This is a genomic window from Clostridium cibarium (assembly GCF_014836335.1).
In the GTDB taxonomy this organism is placed as follows: domain Bacteria; phylum Bacillota; class Clostridia; order Clostridiales; family Clostridiaceae; genus Clostridium; species Clostridium cibarium.
In genome coordinates this window covers 56,261-79,893 of sequence record NZ_JACSRA010000008.1, presented here as the reverse complement: position 1 = coordinate 79,893, position 23,633 = coordinate 56,261, and the positions used below count along the sequence as shown (strand labels likewise).

Annotated in this window: 23 protein-coding genes; 22 read left to right on the top strand and 1 reads right to left on the bottom strand. The window is 37.7% G+C overall.

Going from position 1 to position 23,633, the window contains the following annotated elements; translation table 11 throughout:
• The first annotated feature begins 2 nt into the window (after nt 1–2).
• The 18 genes from H9661_RS06735 to H9661_RS06650 all read left to right on the top strand — a co-directional run bounded on the left by H9661_RS06735 (nt 3) and on the right by H9661_RS06650 (nt 17,887).
• Nucleotides 3–776: a distal tail protein Dit gene (locus tag H9661_RS06735; RefSeq protein ID WP_015926189.1), complete on the top strand. Its 774-nt coding sequence runs from the start codon at nt 3–5 to the stop codon at nt 774–776.
• 5 nt (nt 777–781) lie between these two features.
• Complete coding sequence (locus H9661_RS06730) at nt 782–3,301, top strand: phage tail spike protein (protein WP_163200638.1); 2,520 nt, start codon at nt 782–784, stop codon at nt 3,299–3,301.
• Between the two features lie 222 nt (nt 3,302–3,523).
• On the top strand, nt 3,524–4,093 hold the full coding sequence (locus H9661_RS06725) for a hypothetical protein (protein ID WP_015926186.1): 570 nt from the start codon (nt 3,524–3,526) through the stop codon (nt 4,091–4,093).
• Entirely contained in the window at nt 4,090–6,558 is a 2,469-nt protein-coding gene (locus tag H9661_RS06720) for a glycosyl hydrolase family 18 protein (protein ID WP_015926185.1), read from the top strand. The genes H9661_RS06725 and H9661_RS06720 overlap by 4 nt, the downstream gene beginning before the upstream one ends.
• Nucleotides 6,559–6,642: 84 nt before the next feature.
• Nucleotides 6,643–7,059 carry a phage holin family protein gene (locus H9661_RS06715; protein ID WP_015926184.1) on the top strand — a complete coding sequence of 139 codons (417 nt, stop codon included), beginning with the start codon at nt 6,643–6,645 and terminating at the stop codon, nt 7,057–7,059.
• Nucleotides 7,056–7,757 carry an N-acetylmuramoyl-L-alanine amidase gene (locus H9661_RS06710; protein ID WP_015926183.1) on the top strand — a complete coding sequence of 234 codons (702 nt, stop codon included), beginning with the start codon at nt 7,056–7,058 and terminating at the stop codon, nt 7,755–7,757. Before H9661_RS06715 ends, H9661_RS06710 begins: the two co-directional genes overlap by 4 nt.
• Before the next feature lie 194 nt (nt 7,758–7,951).
• Nucleotides 7,952–8,197 (top strand): SHOCT domain-containing protein, encoded by a 246-nt coding sequence (locus tag H9661_RS06705; RefSeq protein ID WP_191767986.1) that lies wholly within the window; start codon nt 7,952–7,954, stop codon nt 8,195–8,197.
• A gap of 52 nt (nt 8,198–8,249) precedes the next feature.
• Nucleotides 8,250–9,815, top strand: coding sequence for a recombinase family protein (locus H9661_RS06700; RefSeq protein WP_058258317.1), 1,566 nt, complete (start codon nt 8,250–8,252; stop codon nt 9,813–9,815).
• A complete protein-coding gene (locus H9661_RS06695) occupies nt 9,816–10,229 on the top strand; it encodes a serine integrase family protein (RefSeq protein ID WP_067424350.1) in 414 nt (137 codons plus the stop codon). It abuts the gene before it with no gap.
• A gap of 3 nt (nt 10,230–10,232) precedes the next feature.
• A complete protein-coding gene (locus H9661_RS06690; protein WP_163200637.1) occupies nt 10,233–11,804 on the top strand; it encodes a recombinase family protein in 1,572 nt (523 codons plus the stop codon).
• 158 nt (nt 11,805–11,962) lie between these two features.
• Nucleotides 11,963–12,475, top strand: coding sequence for a hypothetical protein (locus H9661_RS06685; protein WP_067424354.1), 513 nt, complete (start codon nt 11,963–11,965; stop codon nt 12,473–12,475).
• Nucleotides 12,476–12,509: 34 nt separating this feature from the next.
• On the top strand, nt 12,510–13,508 hold the full coding sequence (locus H9661_RS06680; RefSeq protein WP_079764933.1) for a PD-(D/E)XK nuclease family protein: 999 nt from the start codon (nt 12,510–12,512) through the stop codon (nt 13,506–13,508).
• 15 nt (nt 13,509–13,523) lie between these two features.
• A complete protein-coding gene (locus H9661_RS06675) occupies nt 13,524–14,393 on the top strand; it encodes a nucleotidyltransferase domain-containing protein (protein WP_007897428.1) in 870 nt (289 codons plus the stop codon).
• Nucleotides 14,374–15,114: a class I SAM-dependent methyltransferase gene (locus tag H9661_RS06670; protein WP_032541185.1), complete on the top strand. Its 741-nt coding sequence runs from the start codon at nt 14,374–14,376 to the stop codon at nt 15,112–15,114. The genes H9661_RS06675 and H9661_RS06670 overlap by 20 nt, the downstream gene beginning before the upstream one ends.
• A gap of 37 nt (nt 15,115–15,151) precedes the next feature.
• Nucleotides 15,152–15,646 carry an HD domain-containing protein gene (locus tag H9661_RS06665; protein WP_032541186.1) on the top strand — a complete coding sequence of 165 codons (495 nt, stop codon included), beginning with the start codon at nt 15,152–15,154 and terminating at the stop codon, nt 15,644–15,646.
• A 94-nt stretch (nt 15,647–15,740) separates the two neighbouring features.
• Nucleotides 15,741–16,325: a GrpB family protein gene (locus tag H9661_RS06660; RefSeq protein ID WP_074441033.1), complete on the top strand. Its 585-nt coding sequence runs from the start codon at nt 15,741–15,743 to the stop codon at nt 16,323–16,325.
• Nucleotides 16,326–16,369: 44 nt separating this feature from the next.
• On the top strand, nt 16,370–16,864 hold the full coding sequence (locus H9661_RS06655; protein WP_074441034.1) for a P-loop nucleotide/nucleoside kinase family protein: 495 nt from the start codon (nt 16,370–16,372) through the stop codon (nt 16,862–16,864).
• A gap of 843 nt (nt 16,865–17,707) precedes the next feature.
• Complete coding sequence (locus tag H9661_RS06650) at nt 17,708–17,887, top strand: hypothetical protein (protein WP_191767985.1); 180 nt, start codon at nt 17,708–17,710, stop codon at nt 17,885–17,887.
• Between the two features lie 236 nt (nt 17,888–18,123).
• On the opposite strand, the gene H9661_RS20065 is transcribed toward H9661_RS06650, so the two are convergent.
• Nucleotides 18,124–18,372, bottom strand: a complete 249-nt coding sequence (locus H9661_RS20065; RefSeq protein WP_423738979.1) for an ATP-binding protein — start codon at nt 18,370–18,372, stop codon at nt 18,124–18,126.
• Between the two features lie 1,116 nt (nt 18,373–19,488).
• Here H9661_RS20065 and H9661_RS06645 point away from each other — a divergent pair.
• From H9661_RS06645 to H9661_RS06635, 4 genes are all read left to right on the top strand, one after another.
• Entirely contained in the window at nt 19,489–21,645 is a 2,157-nt protein-coding gene (locus H9661_RS06645) for a radical SAM peptide maturase, CXXX-repeat target family (protein WP_143315956.1), read from the top strand.
• Complete coding sequence (locus H9661_RS06640) at nt 21,620–21,937, top strand: CXXX repeat peptide modification system protein (RefSeq protein ID WP_143315955.1); 318 nt, start codon at nt 21,620–21,622, stop codon at nt 21,935–21,937. Before H9661_RS06645 ends, H9661_RS06640 begins: the two co-directional genes overlap by 26 nt.
• Nucleotides 21,938–22,009: 72 nt before the next feature.
• Nucleotides 22,010–22,135, top strand: a complete 126-nt coding sequence (locus tag H9661_RS19845) for a hypothetical protein (RefSeq protein WP_279232044.1) — start codon at nt 22,010–22,012, stop codon at nt 22,133–22,135.
• A gap of 634 nt (nt 22,136–22,769) precedes the next feature.
• Nucleotides 22,770–23,630, top strand: coding sequence for a MurR/RpiR family transcriptional regulator (locus H9661_RS06635; protein ID WP_143315954.1), 861 nt, complete (start codon nt 22,770–22,772; stop codon nt 23,628–23,630).
• Nucleotides 23,631–23,633: the final 3 nt, after the last annotated feature.

Genomic DNA, 23,633 nt, shown 5'->3' with positions numbered 1-23,633 from the left:
AAATGGGGTTCACATTTAACGGCATATCATCGCAATCAATGAATATCAAGGCTAGGCTGACAAACTGGCAAGCATCACCCTCATTGCGAAACTCCTTTGTAACGATACCTGGCAAGCCTGGTGTAGCTGACTTTGGTAGCGATATTGCAGAGAAAATAATCACAGTTCATTGCAATGTCTACCCACAATATAAATTTTCTAAACTGGTATCTGTTATGGATAGCCTTGCTGATTGGCTAAATCCTGAACGTGGGGTGCAACAACTTGTGTTGGACGATGTACCTGACCGTTATTTCACTGCCCGTCTGTCAGAAACTGTAGACTGTGACAGACTCATTCTTTCAGCCGGTGCATTTGATTTGAAATTTGTTTGCCCAGATCCCCATGCCTACGCTTTAACGGATGAAACCTATACCATAACAGCCGAGGGAGAAAATACCGTTACAAGGCTTAAAGGCAATGCCGACTCCGAACCTGTGTACTTGATAAAAGGAATAATTCCATCAGGAACAAACACATATGTTTCCATTCAGACTAACAATGAAGAAATTCGTGTTATTGGTCCTTTGTATGATGGTGAAACATTAATAATTGATACAGGAAAGGTCACAGCAAAGGTCGTTGATACTAGCGGCGAAACACTCCGTAACGGTCTACCGCTTATGCAAGAACTCAATTTCCCTGTACTTCGTAAGGGCAACAATACTGTGACGATTACTCCTGTAGGTGCGGATTTTACGGAGCTTAAAATACAAGCAAAAAGCCGATGGAGGTGATGCAAATGGCAATTAAATCAATATTGACATCACAAACTGACTTTACGGGTGAGTTTCCTGTAAGTGAGAATACCCTTGCCCTTTGGCGATTCAATGAGTCTGGACCTGACTCCGATGTTAAACTTGTCGATGCGAGTGGTCACGGTCGGCACGTCGCTATATCGGGATGGTCTGGCACATCGGCAAGTCTCCCAAATGGTCGCTATGGACGATTTTTTCGTCAGAATATTATTAATCCGACATCAGAGAAAACTTACTTGATTGCAAAGAATGATGGTACATTTTTCTCCAATCTAGGCGATAAAATCGCAGTAGGTGGATGGATAAACCCAACTACCTACTCTGTGGGACAGACCTTTATTCCGCTGTTTAATACAAGACAAGGCCCGGGTCAACCTATTCTATACTTGTCCCTGTACCAGGGCAGACCTCGAATGATGTTATATAACTCTTCTGGTTCACTGATTCTCGACCAGAGTGAAACACCAAGTTTTAACATGGTTAATGGTGGGTGGTACTTTATTGCAGCAATTATTGAAGTGAATACCAAGACATCGCAGTTTATTCTTTGTAACCGAACAGACGGTACAGTCTGGATTGCGCCTAAACGGACATTCACGGGAACATTAAACCCATCTTGCACAGCCGATATTGTGATTGGAATGCATGCAAATCAGTATTATTATGCAGGTGGATTTGATGATTGGTTCATCGAAGTAAATTCACAGCTTACAATTGAGGATTTAGAACGACATTTCAAGCAGTCAATACTTGCCAACGGCGGTGATACCAGTGGTGCGGTTGATGCTATAACAGAACCTGGTGTGGTAACACTCCTCAAGGATACTAACAACAGATATCCTGAAGGTGGGCAGCTTACGACTATAGCTGCGGAATGTTCTCTTGCAGGTAGTGGTCGAGTGTCTGTAACTTCGGAATATACTGCAGGTGTGACTTCAATTTCTTCTATAGAAACTGCTACATCAGATGATTTGCAGGATTGGTCGGCGTGGCAGGTGGTAGGTTCCAACGGTGAACTAGTATCTCCAAACCGTAATTTTATTCGCTATAGAATTACACTTTCAACTACTGATCCCTTGGTTACCCCGAAACTATTGGATATCACACTTCACGACATACCGAAAGCTCCATATGAGAAACTGGGTTTTGCCAGGCCTGTCGTGCTGGACGAAAATGGTGCATGGGAAGCGGTACTTGAAAATGCATATGACATCATCGTAACGGGAGAGATTAACGGCGCAGATACTTTGGAATTCAAACTCCCATGGAATGACAGCAAGCGTGTACATTTAGATAATGAAAAACAAGTTCAGGTGGCACATGACATTTATCGCATAAGGACGCTGACAGATGAAAAAGGAGCAGATGGAACGGGTGTTCTGACCACCGTATATGCGGAAGCAGCATTTTATGATTTGACCTTTTCAGCTGAAAAACAGCCGAGAGAATTTAATGCCGATTTACCATCTGCTCCGATGAGTTATGCGTTGGAAGGTACAGGATGGTCTCTTGGTGTAGTTGATGTCACTACCAAGCGGACATGGCAATGTCAAGAGAAGAATGCATTGGCCATACTCCGAATGACGCAACAGATTCACGGTGGGGACTTGGTATTTGATAGTCGAAACCGTCTTGTGAGTTTACTGAGATTTAGTGGTAGTGATAGCGGTGCATTATTTGCCTATAAGAAAAACCTTACAAGTATCAAGAGGGTTGTTGATACCCGCTCTCTGGTGACAAGGCTGTATGCCTATGGTAAAGATGGCATGACATTTGCCACTATCAATGGTGGCAAGGAGTATGTGGATAACTATGAATATTCCAATGAGGTACGGGTTTCAACACTCGATCTTTCGAATTTCACAAATCCTTATCAAATGCTTGAGTTTACGAATATGCGACTTGCAGAGTACTCAAAGCCTCGTGTTTCCTATGTGCTATCAGCGATGGATTTGTCTGTGCTGACAGGTTATGAGCATGAAAGGTGGTCACTTGGCGACATTGTGACGGTGGATGATAGAGATTTAAATCTTACTATCAAAACAAGGGTTGTTCGCAGACAATATAATCTTCAGGAGCCGTGGAAAACTGTACTTGAATTATCATCAAAACTTCGTGAACTTGGGGATACGTCCTCTGGCATCCTCGCTGATCAGCTTGACCAAAGCAACCTCATTGGGCAGGAAATCAAAGATATGGTGCCGTTCAACCACCTGCGTAATAGTAGAGCAGACGATGGCTTCGCTTACTGGCAGAATTCAGGTTTTGAGGTGGACACTGAAAAAGGTGTGACCGGTACAGCTTCCTTTAAAGCGGTAGGCTCTGCAACTGCTACAAAAAGTATGGCTCAAACAGTATATCCTGCATCCCGCCGTAACTACACCATATCAGCACAAATAGGCTCAGATAACCTCCAAAAAGGCCCAGATGGACAAGTGGGTATCGAAGTAGTGTTTGAGTTTGAGGACGGAACTACTGAAACGAGATTTATTGACCTATATTAAGGAAGGATGGTGATTGACTTGGCTGTATTTCAACAAATTGCTCGTGATGCAACACCTAAAGGGTATGAAACACTTCGCTCTATCACCATTCGGTTGGTAGTTTCAAACTGCACAGGAGAAGTATATTTCACTGACCTTATGCTGCAGGCAGGTTCTATTGCCACTGGTTGGGTCGGTCATGTATGCGAAATCAAGTGGACGAACGACGGGTAGGTGATGGCTATGCAGGAAAGCAATTTTATACGTTTTGCGGAAGTTATAAAAGTAAAATCAGAAAAGCGTGTAGTAAGTATCACTGTGCGTCCCCTTATTACCAACTGTACGGGTTCGATTTATTTCACCGACCTTCAACTGCAGGAGGGTGATAAGCTGACGGGATATACCCCTCATACGGAAGCATTCCTAAAGTATTCGCCTAATCCGGTACGTTTCCACAATGGTGTAGTGCGTAGTGGCGACACAATCATTATCTTTAATCTTGGTGAAACTTCAAACGGGCTAGACTGCTATATCTACCCGCTACAAGCAATGGAAGCAGGAAGCATTCAGCTTTCGCAAGGTATGGGTTCACATAAGGTAAGGTTTGATTCGGAGGCTTATGCAGGCGACGAATTTGCACTTAAAGCTTCAACAAGAGAGTGTTTGCGAAACGGCTATCCCACACCGAAACATGGATTCTATCAATACACAGCTGCTACTGACAGCAAGCACCAAGTGAAGCTACAAGACAGAAAATCTGCTAGGGTATATTTCGAATACAAAGAAATGCTGAAAGGGGATCTGCGTCCATGAAAGATTATATTAAGGGTAAACGCTGTATGGTATGGTCCTTCATGGGCAATGCCCGGATGTATCAAGCTTTGAACGATTACGGTGACCGCTTAGATACTGTTGGTATTTTCACTTTTGAGGTAGACATCACAGGCACGATAACGGAAACAGGTACCAGCGTTTCTTCCCTTACTCCATATCGTATAAAGTGGCCACATATCAAATGGTTACTTACCATTATGAACCATGGAACAGAGAGTATCTTTACGGCTCTGCGAAATAACGAGGGCGGTGCAAAGTCAAAATTCCTCTCAGAAATAGTGCGTATTATGAACAAATACCCTTGGTGTGCAGGTGTAGATATCGATTTAGAGCGCGGTGGTGGATTTGAGAACCGTACTGCCGCAAATGCTCTATTCGCTGATATATACACGACTGTTAAAAACTACGATTCATCAAAACTAGTCAATATCTGCTTACCTGGAATGACGGGTGTGCAAGGTTCAGTTGGTGGAGAAAATTGGTGTGTTTATGCCGACCTTAACGATTATTGTGACACGGCAGCAATCATGAGTTATGGCATGGCATGGGCAGGTTCAGCTCCAGGCCCAGTATCACCAAGGAGTTGGCTTGAGGGTATTTATAACTATGCGGTTACAGCTATGTCACCACAAAAAGTATATATGGGTTTACCTGGTTACGGTTGGAATTGGCAGATTTACGATTACCCGTCCAACCTAGGTAAGGCTTATCGCGGTACATCAAACACCTACTACGCAGCTAAGAACTGGATGACTGGGGTGTATAATTTTACGAACGACCAGCCTCCGCAACCATTTATCCCAATTATTGCTTACTGGGATGATCACGATAAAGTACCATGGGCACTGCCACATGTCTACGATTATATGGAAGGTTGGGACGCAGTATCACGAGAACCTCCTATTATTGATGAAACATATAACCGCCGAAAATATCTAACTTGTTACGGGAAAACACAAAAGTCGGAGTTTGGAACTATCTATGTTAATCGAAATGGTGAACCTGACAGCTACACGGATGGTGTTGTGGTTGGTAATGGAATGATCACTCTTTCGTCAAGTGAAGGCAAATCGGAGTATAACTTTACCATTGCCCAATCAGGTACTTATGATGTAGTTGTACAGCTTTGCTTTCCGTTCTGGGATAAGAACGGTATCACAATTGCACTTGACGGTACAGTGGTTAGCTACTCAGAGAATCGTCTGTGGTGGCCATACTGGAGAAAAACTTTCTGGGCAGAACTTGCCACTAATGTAAATCTTCTGGCAGGAACACATAGCATTAAGATTGAAGGCGGTGTAGTCGGTACGCAATTCTATGGTTTCCGGGTTTGTTCTAATTTTAGCGAATATCCCTCTGCTGGAGAGGCAACTTTCTGTTTATCTCCACGAAGCTTCAAAGACATAGATGGTAACATGGCTGTTCCCGACAAAGGGTTTAAGCTTACTACAGAGGTTTTGCGCCGTAAGCCGGATTCAGCGTTAGCTTGGTATGAAGATTTTAGAGATCCCATCATCCTGCCGGAAAGCTACTGGCAGATGTTATCGGGGAGTTGGAGTGTATGGCAAAATCCCGATGACAATGGCAACCGCCCATATTCCCAGCTTGAAGGAAGCGGTCAGCTTGCTTGGAAATACGATAGCTTTAGTGATGTGCATATCCGTGCAAGAATTGCCTTTCCTATGGGTAGTAGCGGAAGAGCAGGAGTGTTTTGTGGGAATGTGTTTTGCTGTATCAACATTGACACCCAACAAGTGGAGCTCTACCAAGGCTCTACTTTACTTGGCAGTTATGCAGCAAGTTACTCTAAAACTCCGGATGCCGACATTCGCACCAATCCGAATATGTATCTTATCGAAATGAGAAAGCGTGGCAATAGGGTGCGTGTCTACTCTGGGAATTCAAACACGCTTCGCTTTACTGCAAACATCTCAAGTACGGGTGGTTATTGCGGTATTCAATCCGATGGGCAAATCAAGTGTGAACTTCTCCGCTTGGGCGATGCATGGACTTATGAGCCTTATGAAGCCTTTGATGTCACCATGCCAGACGGATCACTCATGCAGTATGGCAGGATTGCTAGGAGTGGTGTAACTTGGGATAATAGGTTTCATGTATTTACTCTTACAGCTGATGTAGAGGAATCCTCCACCAGAAGTGAGGATATTTCCATGGATTATGACTTTTATCACAGTAATCTCTTGCAGATACCATGCAATGCAGATTATACAGCGAAGGTTATACCAAGGGACATCAACGTCTGGATATCTCGGCTGTTTCTCGGTGATGCAGATGGCTTTTCAATTTTGTACTATCAAGATGTGGATTCGCTGGTCTACTGGTCAAACGAAGCGGCCTATCGCTGGGACTTACGGGGTATTGCTATCTGGTCATTGGGACAGGAAGATATGCGGCTATGGGAAGCCTTGCCAAAACAAATATAAAGGAAGAATAACCTATACAAGTATACGCTTGCCTATTTCGGCTGGCGTTTTTTTATGCAATCAAAATGATAGGAGGTTAAGACAATGAGAGAGATTTGGAACTGGATTCAAGTGACATTTGCCGCTATTGGTGGTTGGCTTGGGTATTTCCTCGGAGGATGGGACGGATTTTTATATGCTTTACTTACTTTTGTTGTGATTGATTACATCACAGGTTTAATGTGTGCTGTGCTTGATAAAAAGCTATCCAGTGAGGTAGGCTTTCGCGGCATATTCAAGAAAGTACTCATCTTTTCACTGGTAGCAATCGGTCACATTATTGATAAAAACGTTATTGGAGATGGCTCTGTTATACGAACAGCGGTCATCTTTTTTTATCTTTCAAATGAAGGCATATCCATACTTGAAAATGCTGTTCATGTTGGTCTGCCTGTGCCACAGAAACTCAAGGATATATTAGAGCAGCTTCACAACAGAAGCGACAAGGAGGACTATAAATGAATCTACGCAAACTATTACTTACGAACAATGCCTGCTATAAAGCGGGCAAAACAATAACACCGAAGGGTATCATGATTCACTCAACGGGAGCTAACAACCCGTGGTTGAAGCGCTACGTTGGCCCAGACGATGGCTTGCTAGGAAAGAACCAGTATAACAACCATTGGAATCAAGACAAACCTGGAGGGCGTCAAGTTTGTGTTCATGCCTTTATTGGCAAATTAGCAGATGGTTCCATTGCTACCTATCAAACATTGCCTTGGAATCACCGAGGTTGGCATGCTGGAGGAGCTGCTAATAATTCCCATATTGGTTTTGAAATTTGCGAGGACGGTTTGACCGATGCCTCGTATTTTTCTGCTGTTTATAAGGAAGCTGTGGAGCTTTGTGTATATCTTTGCAAACTTTATGGGTTTAGTGAAAGAGATATCATTTGTCATAGCGAAGGTTATAAACGAGGCATTGCCAGTAATCATGCAGACGTGATGCACTGGTTTCCTAAGCATGGGAAGAGTATGGACACCTTTCGAGCGGATGTAAAGAAACTATTAAGTGCCGAAAATAAACCAGCAGACACGGTGAATAAGAAATATTACCGTGTGCAGATCGGTGCTTATTCTGTTAAAGCAAATGCTGAGGCACAGCTTGCCAAAGCTAAAAAAGCAGGCTTTACGGATGCATTTATTAAGTATGATTAATCAAAAGGGCAAGTTAAAAACGGTGTTGCTTGATTTTCACAAAGTCTCTAAAATAAAGTATTAAACTATTAATTTATCTAGCCTGTGGGGGTTCTTCCCTTGCAGGCTCTTTTTTTATGCCTTGATTTAATTAAATTCTACAAATCCTCAACTTCGACCTGTTCCCACGGCTATTAGGTAGGAGGTGATTCCTAGTGAATCAGCACGAGGATAAAAAAGTTACAAAGATTTCAGATAAGGTTATAGACAAAAGCATCGAATCAAAGAGAGTATCTCAGGAACAGCTACAACGTGAGTTTGATTATATCCAGGCAGAAAAATTGCTGAGAAAGATGCTCGAAAAAGGCTTAATAACTGAAATAGAATTCCACAAGATAGACGCATTAAACCGTGAAACTTTCTCACCTATGTTAGCACAGATAATGCCCGATATTCCTTGATATACTGGGCGTTCAGAGGTAATATGTGACCTACCAAAAAGGAGGTGAGTCGATGAAAAAGATAACAAAAATAGACGGGAATAAGGGTACATCAATTATCAAGCCAAAATTACGAGTAGCTGCTTATTGTCGTGTTTCTACGGACAGTGATGAACAGTTAGTGAGCCTAGAAGCACAAAAATCCCATTATGAGACTTACATAAAGGCAAACCCAGAATGGGAATATGTTGGCTTGTATTATGATGAGGGGATCAGTGGGACCAAAAAAGAAAACCGGTCAGAACTTCTTAGAATGCTATCAGATTGCGAAAACAAGAAGATTGACTTAATTATTACAAAGTCCATTAGTAGGTTTGCAAGAAACACAACGGATTGTTTAGAGATGGTTCGTAAGCTGTTGGATCTGGGTATTTACATCTATTTCGAGAAAGAGAATATCAATACCCAGTCAGTGGAAAGTGAGTTGATGCTTTCTATATTAAGTGGACTTGCAGAAAGCGAGTCCATTTCCATTTCGGAAAACAACAAATGGGCAATACAAAGGAGATTTCAAAACGGTACTTTTAAGATTTCATACCCACCATATGGTTATGACAACATTGATGGTCAAATGGTGGTAAACCCTGAGCAGGCAGAAATCGTGAAGTATATTTTCGCAGAAGTATTATCGGGCAAAGGTACACAGAAAATTGCAGATGATCTTAATCAAAAGGGCATCCCCCCTAAAAGAGGTGCTCGTTGGACTGCTACTACAATTCGAGGGATATTAAAAAATGAGAAATATACTGGGGATGCTATTTTGCAAAAGACTTATACTGACAGCCATTTTAACAGGCACACCAATTATGGTGAGGAAAATATGTATCTAGTAGAAAACCACCATGAAGCAATTATCAGCCATGAAGATTTTGAAGCTGTAGATGCCATTCTCAATCAAAGGGCAAAGGAAAAAGGCATCGAAAAGCGCAACAGTAAATATCTAAACCGATATTCTTTCTCTGGCAAAATTATCTGCTCGGAATGTGGCAGTACCTTTAAAAGACGGATTCATTCATCCGGTCCAAGAAAATACATTGCTTGGTGCTGCAGTAAGCATATAAGCAATATAACGGAATGTTCTATGCAGTTCATTCGAGATGAAGATATAAAGACTGCATTTGTTACGATGATGAATAAACTCATATTTGGTCAGAAGTTCATATTAAGACCACTTTTGCAGGGGTTACGTAACCAGAACAATGCAGCGAGTTTTCGTAGAATTGAAGAGTTGGAAACTAAAATTGTAAACAACATGGAGCAGAGCCAGGTACTGACAGGTTTAATGGCCAAAGGGTATCTGGAACCTGCTCTGTTTAATAAAGAAAAGAATGCACTGGAGGCAGAAAGAGAAAGGTTTCTTGCCGAAAAGGATCAACTTACTCGTTCCGTCAATGGCAATATTGCAAAGGTAGATGAGGTTGACCGTCTGCTTAAGTTTGCCACTAAGTCCAAAATGCTCACAGCTTATGAGGATGAGTTGTTTGAAGATTACGTAGAGAGGATTATTGTCTTTTCACGGGAGGAAGTCGGTTTTGAATTAAAATGTGGAATCACATTGAGGGAAAGGTTGGTGAATTAGATGGGTCACACACCCTATGGATATAGAATTGAAGATGGAAAGGCTGTTGTAGATGATATAGCAGCAGAACAAGTAAAAGAATTATTTTCAGGATACTTGGCAGGACTTTCTTTGAAGGGTGCTGCTAAAAAAGCTGGGATAGACTGCTATCATGCCACTGCAGGAAAGATGTTGCAGAACAAGCAATACCTTGGCGATGAATTCTACCCTCCAATTATTGATGAGGAGACATTTAAAAAGGCTGGGGTGGAAAAACGAAAACGAGCAGAAAAGCTCGGAAGGATATGGGAGCCTAAAGATGAACCGGAAAGGGATTACCCTGTAAAGTTCAAAGCAAAACCTCTGGTGCAAAAATATGAAGATCCATACAAGCAGGCGGAATATGCCTACAATTTGATAGAAAGCGAGGTGTAACAAGTGGCAGTGAGTAGGAATGTAACAGTCATTCCGGCAATTAAGCGAGTCGGAAATAATAAAAATAGTGAAAGCAAACCCAAAATACGAGTGGCTGCTTACTGCCGTGTTTCAACGGATAGTGAGGAGCAGGCTTCAAGTTATGAAATTCAGATAGAGCATTATACAAACTATATTAAGAAGAACAAGGAATGGGAATTGGCAGGTATTTTTGCGGATGACGGCATCACAGGTACAAATACCAAAAAGCGTGATGAATTCAACCGCATGATCGAAGAGTGCATGGCAGGAAATATTGACATGATCATTACAAAATCCATCAGCCGATTTGCGAGAAACACGTTGGACTGCCTTAAATACATTCGTCAATTAAAGGATAAAAACATCGCTGTATTCTTTGAAAAAGAGAATATCACCACCATGGATTCCAAGGGTGAAGTATTGCTAACTATCATGGCATCCCTTGCCCAACAAGAAAGCCAATCCTTAAGCCAGAACGTTAAGCTGGGTATTCAGTATCGATATCAGCAAGGTGAAGTTCAGGTCAACCACAAGCGTTTCCTTGGATACACCAAGGATGAAAACAAGCAACTAGTGATTGACCCAGAGGGTGCTGAGGTTGTTAAACGGATTTACAGGGAGTACCTAGAAGGAGCCAGCCTTTTACAGATAGCAAGAGGACTAGAAGCAGACGGGATTCTTACAGCGGCGGGAAAAGCCAAATGGAGGCCAGAAACACTGAAAAAGATACTGCAGAATGAAAAGTACATCGGTGATGCCCTTCTACAAAAAACATATACGGTTGATTTCCTTTCTAAAAAGCGAGTCAAGAATAACGGCATCGTTCCCCAATATTATGTAGAAAATAGCCACGAGCCTATCATTCCACGAGACCTTTTTATGCAGGTTCAAGAAGAGATGGTTCGAAGAGCCAACCTTCGTGGCGGGAAAGGCGGTAAAAAGAGAGTTTACAGCAGCAAGTATGCTTTATCGAGTATTGTTTACTGCGGACAGTGCGGTGATATTTACAGACGGGTACATTGGAATAACCGAGGTTACAAGTCTATTGTTTGGAGATGCGTCAGCCGCTTGGAGGAAAAAGGATCTGAATGTACTGCCCCTACCATAAACGAGGAAATATTGCAGACAGCAGTGGTCAAGGCTATTAACGAACTTTTGGCTAACAAAGAACCCTTCCTCTCAACGTTACAAAAAAACATAGCCGCCATACTTAATGAAGGAAATGATAATGCCACTGATGACATCGATAGCAAATTGGAAGAATTACAGCAGCAGCTTCTTATACAAGCAAAATCCAAGAACGACTATGAAGATGTAGCTGATAAAATTTATCGACTTCGGGAGTTAAAGCAAAATGCACTGGTTGAAAGTGCAGAGCGAGAAGGGAAAAGGCAACGCATCGCTGAGATGACGGATTTCTTAAATGAACAATCCTGCGAGTTGGAGGAATATGATGAGCAGTTAGTAAGGTGGCTTATTGAAAAGGTAACGATCCACGCTAACAGGGTTGAGGTGGAATTTAAGTCTGGAATTAGTATAGACGTTAAAAATTGAAATGAAAAGAAAAATGTTATTTGAATCTAACACCTTGCCGGAAATGCAGGGTGTTTTTCATATTACTTCTATGAGTCAATACAAATTAGTATATTAGTATTTACAAAATATAAATTAGTGGTATAATTTTCTATAGAGTAATAGCGGAGGTGTAAACTTTGAGTAAGAGCGTGACCTTTACAGTAGATGCAGATGTGTATGAAAAATTCTGCATCGCATTGAATTTAACAAATGAAACAAAAGATGCTGCAGTGGAAAGTTGTATGCGTTGGTATATTGCAAAAACTTTTGAAAAGGCATCACAAGCCTATAACCCAAAAACTGTAGCAAAACAGAATGAAGATACAAACAAGGATTTTTACGGAAAAGCAAATCAACGAATCCCAGTATGGGCTATAAAGCCGAATCAATATAACCACAAAATCATTCGTGCTTATTTTAAGGCAGTGGCTGCCACAGGTCGTGCTACCATAAATATGATGGAGCGTTTATGCAGTGACGAAAACAACCCAGAACTGTATGTGCCCACTTTTAAGAATAATTACTCACAGATGAAGTTGGATGGACCTAAAAGTCACGGTAAAGTATTTGAGGATGACGGTGAAACGGTAACAATTTGGCACGAGGTAGAAGATACACTGATGAAATATAAATCGAGTTTTTGTAATTAAAAGGAGCAAAGAGTAAAGTAAAGGGGGTTTGACTTTGAATATAAACAAAATGAAAGATTTATCATATGATGAACTGCGTTCTTTATACAGAGAATTCTTATATAGCCAGAACATTTCAAAGTTAACAATCAATACTGCTTACACAGACACCTTCTACCTTTGGAGGAAAGGGAGCAAAGACCTGTTCTGGAATACAGTGACTGCTACTGATTTCGAGAATGAGGCGAAGAATTCCTTAATAAAGGCTCTTTCTGAGAATTCGACCGGCAATGTTAAATCACTTGTTAATAGTTACTTGTCTCATCTAAGAAGGTTCCGTTTACTCTTAGCTTCTGATGGAGCTGCCGAGCGATCAACGCCCAAGCATGAAAATACTGCTAATCGTACATATACTCGTAAGAAGAAAATGGATGTTGATGTTCCTGATCCATCAATTGAGCAGGTGGAGTTTTATCTTGCTAAGTGGGATGGCCTTGAGAACTACCACCTGCAGGAGGATGCACTTAATAAACTGTTCTTTGAGCTATGCCCGAAGAATACAGACATAATCGATGTTCTTTTGAAGGCATCAACGCTTAATGATTTTTATAGTACGAATATTTTCTCAATCTATCCAGTAGCTAAGCACATATGCGCTTTGGATATTGATGCGAGGCTTAAGGCTGGTGATGTTACTCTTGTTGGAGATATCCAGTATGTACCTATCGGTGATACAGAGAAGAGTTTTTACTCCTTTGCCACAAAGTATTGTAGCCATCACAATCCACTTGATTATCCGATTTATGACAGCTACGTCGATGAGGTACTTCGCTATTTTAGAAATCGTGATAGCTTCTCAGATTTCCAAGATGGTGATTTGAAAGACTATGTTAAATTCAAAGGTATACTGATTGATTTCCGTGCCTTCTATGGCTTGGATAAATTTAGCCTGAAGCAAATCGACCAGTATGTTTGGCAGCTCGGGAAGGATTACTTCCCGAAGAACTACGGAAAGAAAAAGAGAGGAGACAAGTATTTTGTCTTTAATCGATAAAAGGAGTGTGTTCGTATGGTAGATAATGTAATTCAAATAGTAACAGAGAAATTATCTTCTTTGCCTTGCATAGAAGGCATTGTATTAGGGGGCTCACGTGCAAGAGGCACCCATACAGAGGATTCTGATATAGATATCGGAATCTATTACAATTCAGAATCATTTGACCTGACAGCGATTAATCAAATTGCTACAGAATTGGATGATGAGAATAGAAACGACCTTGTTGTACCTCCCGGAGCGTGGGGTGATTGGGTTAATGGCGGCGGATGGTTAGTTATAAACGGGTATCATGTTGACTTGATTTTACGTGATATAAAACGGGTGGAACAAATAATCAAAGATACGGAGCAAGGAATTGTTACTGCCAATTATCAGACTGGGCATCCCCATGGTTATATAAGTGCTATGTATCGTGGAGAATTGGCGATCAGCAAGATACAATATGCTAAGAATGAAAGCTTATGCGAATTAAAAAATCAGGCAGAAATTTACCCTGGTGCTCTAAAGAAGAGCTTGATAAACTTTTTTATATTTGAAGCAGAGTTCTCTTTAATGTTTGTAAAAGCAAATGCGGGAGCAGAGGATAAATATTATATTGCAGGCCATGTTTTTCGTATTATTTCATGCTTAAATCAAGTACTATTTGCATGCAATAATGCTTATTGCATTAACGAAAAGAAAGCTATAAAACTGCTTGAAACTTTTGAATATAAACCTGAAAAATATGCCGAAAGGGTTAATCATATTTTTGAAGTACTCGGTCTTTCACTTTTTGAATGCTACGATATGACCGAGAAGCTTTATAAAGAAGTGAAAAAAATTGCAACGGAGATAAATAACTTTTTAAACGAGGGGAATTCAGATGAAAGAAAACAAATATGATGATAATATATTTTTTCAAAAATACAGTCAAATGAGTCGCTCACAGCAGGGACTAGCCGGTGCAGGAGAATGGGAAACATTGAGAAAGCTGCTGCCGGATTTTAAAGATAAGCGTGTGCTTGATTTAGGATGCGGCTATGGATGGCACTGTATTTATGCGATGGAACACGGTGCTTCTTCTGTTGTAGGTGTTGATATTTCTCATAAAATGCTCGAGGTAGCCAAAGAAAAAACACATTTTCCACAGGTTGAATATAAATGCTGTGCTATAGAAGATGTGGAATTCCCAGAGGAGAGTTTTGATGTAATATTAAGTTCACTTGCGTTTCACTATGTAGCAGATTATGAGATTTTAGTAAAAAAGATATATAGAATACTGAAGTCTGGTGGTAAGCTAGTTTTTACGGTTGAACATCCTGTTTTTACTGCCTATGGAACACAAGACTGGCATTATAACGAAAAAGGAGAAATACTGCATTTTCCGGTGGATAATTATTATTATGAGGGCAAACGGACAGCTGTGTTTTTGGGAGAAAAGGTTACAAAATATCATAGAACACTGACCACATATCTAAATACACTGCTTTCAAATGGTTTTATAATAAATCAGATTGTGGAGCCGCAGCCGCCGGAAAACATGATGGATATTCCGGGGATGCAGGATGAAATGCGCCGTCCCATGATGCTGATTGTATCGGCGAACAAAAAAGTGGATAGATAGAACTAAAACACCTATAAGGTATAAATGGAGGTAATTTATGTTTAAAGAAAAAATTATTATAGAGATGAAAGAAGTATTCAAAGAAATTCCTTTTGGCATAGAGCATACTCTCAAAGTTTTGAAAAATGCAGAAGATATAATGAAAGGAGAAAATATCGGAGAGGAAGAAAAAGAATTCATTAGTATTATTGCTATACTACATGATATTGGTGCGGTTGAAGCACAAAAAAAATACGGTTCTATTGATGGTGTCTATCAAGAAAAGGAAGGACCAGCAGTAGCGAAAGAAATATTAAAAAAGGTAGGCTATAACAAAAATATTGATAGAATATGCTTTATAATAGGCAACCATCATACTCCATCTAAAATTGATGGACTTGATTTTCAAATACAATGGGAAGCTGATTTGCTTGAAAATTTAACAGTTATGGATAAAGAAAAAGAACAGGAAAAGATAAAAAAGTGTATAGATGAAAACTTTAAAACAAACACAGGAAAAAGGATAGCTTATAATCGCTTTATTTTAGATTAGTAGTAGATTATTACAGTTATATATTTTATATCGCAAAGAAAAAATAGTAGTTAAGTTTAACCCTAGATAATAAGCAGCAAAGGAGTGCGATAAGATGATATCTAATAATACCTCCATGCCTACAACGGATGATGAGTTGCAAAAGAATACGGTTGGTGAGCTTAAGCCGCACAATGCACCGATCACTCTTGTTGAATACGATTCAAGTTGGCCTGAATTGTTTGAGCAGGAATCGAACCGGATTCATTCAGTACTCGGCAGCAAAGCGTTGCAAATAGAACATGTGGGCTCAACCTCGGTTCCTGGGCTTTGTGCAAAGCCAATCATCGATATACTGTTGGTTGTTAAGGATTCTGCTGATGAGTCATCCTACGTTCCAGTGTTGGAAGCGGCCGGATATGTGCTACAGATTCGAGAACCTGACTGGTTTGAGCATCGTTTGTTTAAAGGACCGGATACCGATATTAATCTGCATGTGTTCAGTTTGGGCACATCAGAGATTGATAGAATGTTACGCTTCCGTGATTGGTTGCGGACTAATGATACTGATCGGGACAAATATGCACAAGTCAAACGAAGCTTGGCAAAGAATAAATGGAGGCATGTCCAGCACTATGCGAATGCTAAAACATCAATAGTACAGGAAATCATGAAAAGAGCGAATGGTAATAATGCTTAAGGAGAGTGTCATGTTTTCTTGGTTTGTTATAGGAGGTTATATCAATGAAAAATACAGTAGATAATTTGTCAAAAAGTAAAGTTATTTTAATGTGCGGCCCTGCGGGAGCAGGTAAATCAACACTAGCAAAAAAATTTGAAAGTACTGGGATGACAATACTATCTTATGATGAAGAATCATTCAAACGAGGTTTGAAAGAACATCCTTTACCTCAGGAGGTTTTAGAAGATATTAAAACCTATCTTGATGAAAAACTAATTTCACTTATCATGCAAAACATTGATATTGTTCTCGATTATTCATTTTGGTCTAGAGAAATGAGAAATGAATATATTTCATTATTAAAGAAATACGACATAGAACCCAAAATCTATTATATAAAGACACCTAAGGAAGTTGTTATGGAACGTATTCGAAAAAGAAACGGAAATCATCAAAATGATATCATATTGACGGAGCAAACAGCTTCCACTTATTATGATCATTTTCAACCCCCAACTGCTGAAGAAGGTGAAGTTATAGTAGTCGAGGGATATTAATATTGTGGTTTTAGGCATGGAAATTGTACTAGATGATAAGTTTTGTCAAATTTTTTGAAAGATATACTTCCAACAAGGGGATACCAGCTTCAGGTGATATCATTATTGTCATCTCAGAGCAGGGGGTAGTATTGATTCAGCCGGAAGAATAAGTGGCGATGCAATGAAGACGATGAATGCATTATTGAAATTGCAGGAAAAAAACTTACTGAAATACGTTATGTTTATTCTTTTGACAACTCTACTCAATCATGATTATGCAATTAGACACGTTATTTTTTATCATGAATGGATATGTTCCCGTCTACCGATAGTGCTAAAAACGCAGTGGATATGTTTCCGAGAACGAACATACTCAAATGACATTCATTCTGTCCTCTCAAGCCACGTGGAGAATGTGGTGAAGCTAGAAAGAAAATTGTAACAACCCAATAAACCCATTCAATTTTAAATAAACCCTTGCTTTTTCAAAAAAAACTAGCAGGATATACTTAAAAAGAAATCCAAAAGACTCCAAACCAAAGCCTCCTATGGGCTTACAACCGGGTAGCAGCTTTGCTGCTTTAGGTACGCATAAATAGGTTATATGATGGTAGTTTCAATGGAAATTCGGCTATAGAACGAATATATAGCTGCATCAGCTGTTGTTGGAGGACTGATTTTTGCAGGATTATTTAAAGTCAGTTTTGATAATGGTTGGGTAGAAGCAAGTAAGTAATAAAATATTATAGCATAGATCGAATCTACTTTCTTTTTATTTAAAATAGAAAGTGGATTTGTTAGTAAGTTGAAAGATAAAGATATTTAATATATATATTAATAAAAATGTTGGGAGTGCTAGGTTTGAAAAAAATTAGTAGCTATTTAAACGCAATTGGTTTTAGTTTAATAATTATATTGATGGTAATAAATGAGAATAAGGCTGATGAATCAATTTTTAATAGTGGAGCGTTAGGTCTTATAATATTAATTTTAGGTATATGTATGGCAATTATAAATATAAAGAGAATCATTAGTAAATAAAGTTTATATAATAATTTTGCAGAATAATATCATCTTACTGTGCCTACACACACATGGAGAATGTAGTGAAGCTAGAAAGAAAATAGGTAATATTCTTTTATGGTAATATTCTTAAGAATATGCTGGTAGAATGAGGGCTTGCAAAGGTTTTTCTAAAAAACACATGATTTTATAATATGAAAAATAAAATATAAATAAGTTATCAGAGGACAGTAAGTTAATCTTACTGTCCTTGTTTAGTGTGCCCAACATTGGCATGGACTAATATTGATGAAGAGTAGCCCTGCCCCCTCCTTGATGAATTGGAGAACACTTAAACTTTTTAATTGATTCTGTGCATCTTTTGGAAGAGTTGAAATATCTAAGTTTTCTAGATATCTTTTGTAAGGGAAAGATGCACTTTTTATTGTTGATTGAATTAGGTTGTAGTGTCTTATATCATATTCTTTTTGAAGCAAGCTATATAGGAATTCTTCATAGCTTATTTGGTCGCCTTAAAGCACCATTAATGGATTTTTCTCTGCATGAAGTGTATACATTGTACAAGTAATAATAGTATCTGTAATAGAAACAGTAGTAACGGTAGAAATACAGCTTTCTAGCATAAATTAAACTTTTAAGAGTCCGGCATGGAAGTTAGTATAATTTAATTTATTTGTTAGTTATATTTGCCAATACAAAATCCTTTGATTGCGATTTCGGCGTCTTATCTTTATATGAGAATAAGTGGCAGAACATGTGGCAAAATCTTACGTGATGGGTAAAAGCGATATTTTACTATTTCATATAGAACATTGATAGTCTTTGCGTATTCACAGTTGAGCGGGTCAAATAAATCTGATAATTATAATAATTAGATATTTGTTGCCTTATTTATCTCGAAAAATGTGGAATTTTGCGTTTAACATAAACTTGACAATGTAAAAAAAAGTAATATAATAAAAAATGTGGAAGCGATAATCCGTGTGAAATAGAAATAGAGTTCTAAAATGTAAAATTAGGTGCATTAAAACTGTTCTCTATTTTATAATTAAACTCAAAAATGAGCAAAACAACCTGATTAAAAAGTGAAGTCTTATCACAGGTTGAACTGGTTAAGATTAAGGCATAGGAAAGCTAACGTAAATCTCAAACTTACGAAAAATGATTATAGGTCATTCCAATTTGGGACAAGCAGTTTGTTTTACTGATTTTAGTTTTCAGTAGGACTGTCCAGATTGAGTGATAACATCAGCTATTATTGTCAGCAAACTGATGTGGGCAATGATATTAAGTTTGGCAACAGAAACTTTATTTCTTATCCACATACGGTTTCAGGCCTGTGTTCTTAAATCTGGAATGGTAACGCTTGCATCCTGTACAGAACGCATAATTCTCCTTGAAATATTTACTGTTACGATTATTGGAAAGTTGCATGGGTATGTGCCAGGATATTGTTGTCAAAGTGTTTCAGAAAACGATTAAAAATCCAGTAAGGATAAATTGTTTCTATAAATTATAGTGATAAAGAAGTTTGTCATACCTTGTAAATTCGCATAAATAATGAGTGTGTGGGATTTTACTAATGGTCAATTTTAGATAAATAGGAAGGTGATTAATTTATGAATTCAAAAAGCAAAGTTATGATGGGAGAGATGAGAGAATCATGGAAAGAAAGCTTAGCTAAAACAATAACTTTTTCAGTTACAGAGGAGTGCAATCTTGCATGTAAATACTGCTATATGACTGGAAAAAACACTAAAAATAAAATGAGCTTTGAAACTGCAAAAAAAACCGTTGATTATATACTTCAGAATAGAGAGATATTTGATGAAGAAGCTGTCGTATGGGAATTTGTGGGGGGTGAACCATTTTTAGAAATTGATTTGATTGACCAAATAACTGACTATATTAAATTTCAAATGTATATACTTGACCATCCTTGGTTTAATAGTTTCAGGTTTAATTTCTCAAGTAATGGAATTCTATATGATACTCCGGCAGTACAAAAATATATTAAAAAGAACAGAGGACATCTTTCTATAGGGTTAAGTGTTGACGGAAATAAAATAAAGCATGACATGCAAAGGGTAAATCTTCATGGGGATGGGTCATACGATAATGTAATGAAAAATGTTCCTTTGTGGTTAAAGCAATTTCCGGGATCTGTAACTAAGTCAACTTTTGCCCACGAGGACCTCTTATATCTTAAGGATAGTATTATAAGCTTATGGGAAAATGGTATAAAGACTGTTACTGCAAATGTAGTGTTTGAGGATGTTTGGCATGAAGGCGATGATCTGATATTTGAGAATCAGTTAAAAGAACTTGCAGATTATATATTAGAAAAAGATTTATGGAGAGAATATTCAGTAAGATTTTTTTCTCCTTCAATAGGATTCCCTTTAAGAAAAGAGGATTTAAAGAAGAATTATTGCGGGGCAGGTAAAATGCTTGCAATAGACTATCAAGGAAGGTTTTTTCCTTGTCTTAGATTTCTTGATTTTACTTTAAATAATCATAAGGGTTTATGCATAGGGGATATGGATAATGGTATAAATCAGGATATGATAAGACCTTTCCAAGCATTAAATTTAGAGTCTCAGAGCAAAGAAGAGTGCGTGAATTGTGAAGTAGCAAGTGGCTGTGCATGGTGTACAGGTTTTGATTACGATGCGGCAGATACAGATACAATATATCAAAGAGCTACTTTTAACTGTAAAATGCATAAAGCTAATGTTCGAGCTTGTGAATATTTCTGGAATAAATTTGAAAAAGTTACGGGAATTGTATCGCCAAGGAAAAGATATAGAGAAAGCATGAAGGAGACCTATGAAGAAGATTCCAATGCTGCATATATGCAGATAATTACATCAGATGACATTACGCCACACTGTACATATAGAAACTGGCGAAACACATCTAATGTTATGGACAAGCAGATGTTTGATGAAGGACTGAAGTTTTGCGAAAAAAACAACTTCACACCTGTTATACTAGGAACCTTAAAGGATGAAAGTACAGAATGGATTAATATTGTAGATGGAAAAGCAAATAAAATATCGGAAAATACAATTGTTATATGTGACAATAATACAAAAATTCCTACGGGATTTGAAGGAAATTGCATCCTTCTAATATCCAGAGCTAATATAGATAAATTGAATGAATTTGTTAGAAAAATCTATCCAGCTGTTTCAAGGATAAATGTAGTATTAGAAAATATAGATAAATGGGTTACTTGTGATATAGATGTATATAGGGAGCAGTTGGATAACCTTAAAAGTTTTGTAATTGATACTTATAAGAATGAAAATCCTTTAGAAATCAATGTACTTACAGATAGATTGGATTTAAACGATATGTGTAATTGTGATGCAGGGGAAAATACATTTACGCTTGCTCCAAATGGGAAAATTTATATATGTGCTGCATTTTATTTTAACAACCCTGACGACTATATAGGTGATTTAGTTAATGGAATACACATAAAAAATAATTATCTACTTGAGTTAAAGAATGCACCTATATGTTCAAGTTGTGATGCTTACCACTGTAGGAGATGCAAATACCTCAATAAAAAGCTTACAGGGGAGATAAATACTCCATCAAAGATACAGTGTGTAATTAGCAATATTGAAAGAAACAAATCAAGAGAACTACAGTTAGAATTAAACAAACAAAAAATTATATCTAGTGAAGAAATTATTGGACCAATAGACTACATTGATCCTCTTGATAAGTTATTAAATAATGTTAGGAGTGTTGAAGGTGTTTAAAGAAAAACTAGGGAATCTAAAGCTAAATGAGAGGGAAGAAATTTTAATGCTGTTAGAGAGAAAGTGGGCCTTAGAGGAGCTTATGGATGCATTGGATAGCCAACCATATTCGGATGAAGAAAAAAAAGATTTACACATCAGAATAGTAGCTGACCTAGAAAAAAATCAAGTAGCATATAAAAAATGGATGTCTGATATAACTGAAAAATACCATTGGAAGATTGGTGATGAAGCGCGATGTAAGATTGACTTTAATACATCTGAGATTTTTATAGTACAACAAAGTGAGTAAGTTATTTAGTTTTTAACATAATAATGCAGCAAATAGTAGATTGAAAAAGTTATTATAGAAAGGGTGATTTTAATGAAACATTTGTTTAGTAAAAAAATCGGTGAAAAAGGAGAAAGTATAAAAGGACGTGGTTGTATACCTTGTAAGGGTAGTTGTATGTTTTCTTGTTATGGTGGTAATGTCATCGACATTGGTTAATAAAAGTATATAAATTTACGATAATTATTTATAAGAAATAAAATTGTAAAGTAAGTACTACTATTTGTGAGTATTGTTATGTTTAAATAAAAGGAGTGTCGCAAGATTATTAGCGGCACTCCTTTAAAAAACCTTAGATTAATTTAGAGGTGAAGATTCAACAATAATTGGAAGGTGGCAGGTGCATTACAGAGAGTGGAAGCTTGCTGAAAAATTTTTGGTGATAATTCAAGTTCTTAATCGAAAAAGAAATTACCTAAGGTATATAAATTAGGAAAGATGATTTTTTAGTATGTTTTAAAACAAAATACCGTTAGGAAGTAATAGATTCAATAACATTTGAAATTACAATAGTAAAAACGTGAAGATGTAGTTAGTTGAACAAAATTCACACCACAGATTGCAGGAAAGGAAGCAGATCTTATTCAGGCTATGCGTGATTCGAGTTTAAAGAGATTTGATACTTATTATATTGATATGTACTGTGAGAGTCGCCCTGAGCTATAAGTGTAAATAATTTTCCTTGAATTGTACTTTTAAAGTACTTATTATTAAATAAAAGAAAAATATATTGTTTTGTAAATACTAAGCCACAGTGGAAAAACTGAAACAAAATGAATTAGGAGATATAATTATGACAATAGAGAATATGATAAAATGCTGTGATAATTTAACCCCAACAGAAAATCAATTAGCACAATATATTCTGAGAAATAAAGAACAAGTTCAAAAATTGTCTATTCAAGACCTTTCTGAAAAGACTTTTGTATCAAAATCTGCAATTCATAGGTTTTGCAAAAAAATTAGGGTTGATGGATTTAATGAACTTAAAGTAAAGCTTGTTCAAGATATTGTAGAAGATGGGAAAAGGAAAGAAGAAATTGATGTTAATTTTCCTTTTGCATCAAATGATACTCAGGGAATAATAGCTCAAAAGTTATTAAAGCTATATGAAGCCTCAATAACGGATACTTATAATTCTATTAATGTGGAGGAATTGCATAAAGCTGTAGTATTATTACATAATGCAGAAGTTATTGATATATATACTCATGCACATAATATTAATGTAGCAGAGAATTTTCAGGATAAAATGCGTTCAATTGGTAGAATGGTTAATTGTCCAAGATCCTCTTATGAACAGCGTTGTACAGCAACTGCATCAAGTAAAAAACATGTAGCTCTGATATTATCATATTCTGGAAAAGCAACTTTTTTACCTTCTATTGTAGAAGTGTTACATGAAAATGGAGTAGAAGTAATCTGGATAGGAAGAGTGGGAACTAGCGTTGTTCCAAATTACATAAAGTATCATCTGTATATAAGTGATAGAGAAAACTTGAGGAATAGAATATCTCAGTTTTCATCTCATATTGCAATGCAGTATATGCTAGATGTTGTTTTTAGTTGCATTTTTAAAATAGATTATGAAAAAAATATTGATTATATTCAAAAAGTTACTGGTGTGGTTGACGACAGAAAGATTAATGAGTAACTA

Coding starts and splice junctions, on each gene's coding strand:
- H9661_RS06730 (WP_163200638.1), top strand. CDS start 782: ATGGCAATTAAATCAATATTGACATCACAAACTGACTTTACGGGTGAG.
- H9661_RS06640 (WP_143315955.1), top strand. CDS start 21,620: ATGTTAGGAGTGTTGAAGGTGTTTAAAGAAAAACTAGGGAATCTAAAG.
- H9661_RS06695 (WP_067424350.1), top strand. CDS start 9,816: ATGGGTCACACACCCTATGGATATAGAATTGAAGATGGAAAGGCTGTT.
- H9661_RS06735 (WP_015926189.1), top strand. CDS start 3: ATGGGGTTCACATTTAACGGCATATCATCGCAATCAATGAATATCAAG.
- H9661_RS06725 (WP_015926186.1), top strand. CDS start 3,524: ATGCAGGAAAGCAATTTTATACGTTTTGCGGAAGTTATAAAAGTAAAA.
- H9661_RS06720 (WP_015926185.1), top strand. CDS start 4,090: ATGAAAGATTATATTAAGGGTAAACGCTGTATGGTATGGTCCTTCATG.
- H9661_RS19845 (WP_279232044.1), top strand. CDS start 22,010: ATGAAACATTTGTTTAGTAAAAAAATCGGTGAAAAAGGAGAAAGTATA.
- H9661_RS06675 (WP_007897428.1), top strand. CDS start 13,524: ATGGTAGATAATGTAATTCAAATAGTAACAGAGAAATTATCTTCTTTG.
- H9661_RS06645 (WP_143315956.1), top strand. CDS start 19,489: ATGAATTCAAAAAGCAAAGTTATGATGGGAGAGATGAGAGAATCATGG.
- H9661_RS06635 (WP_143315954.1), top strand. CDS start 22,770: ATGACAATAGAGAATATGATAAAATGCTGTGATAATTTAACCCCAACA.
- H9661_RS06665 (WP_032541186.1), top strand. CDS start 15,152: ATGTTTAAAGAAAAAATTATTATAGAGATGAAAGAAGTATTCAAAGAA.
- H9661_RS06710 (WP_015926183.1), top strand. CDS start 7,056: ATGAATCTACGCAAACTATTACTTACGAACAATGCCTGCTATAAAGCG.
- H9661_RS06700 (WP_058258317.1), top strand. CDS start 8,250: ATGAAAAAGATAACAAAAATAGACGGGAATAAGGGTACATCAATTATC.
- H9661_RS06660 (WP_074441033.1), top strand. CDS start 15,741: ATGATATCTAATAATACCTCCATGCCTACAACGGATGATGAGTTGCAA.
- H9661_RS06715 (WP_015926184.1), top strand. CDS start 6,643: ATGAGAGAGATTTGGAACTGGATTCAAGTGACATTTGCCGCTATTGGT.
- H9661_RS06670 (WP_032541185.1), top strand. CDS start 14,374: ATGAAAGAAAACAAATATGATGATAATATATTTTTTCAAAAATACAGT.
- H9661_RS06655 (WP_074441034.1), top strand. CDS start 16,370: ATGAAAAATACAGTAGATAATTTGTCAAAAAGTAAAGTTATTTTAATG.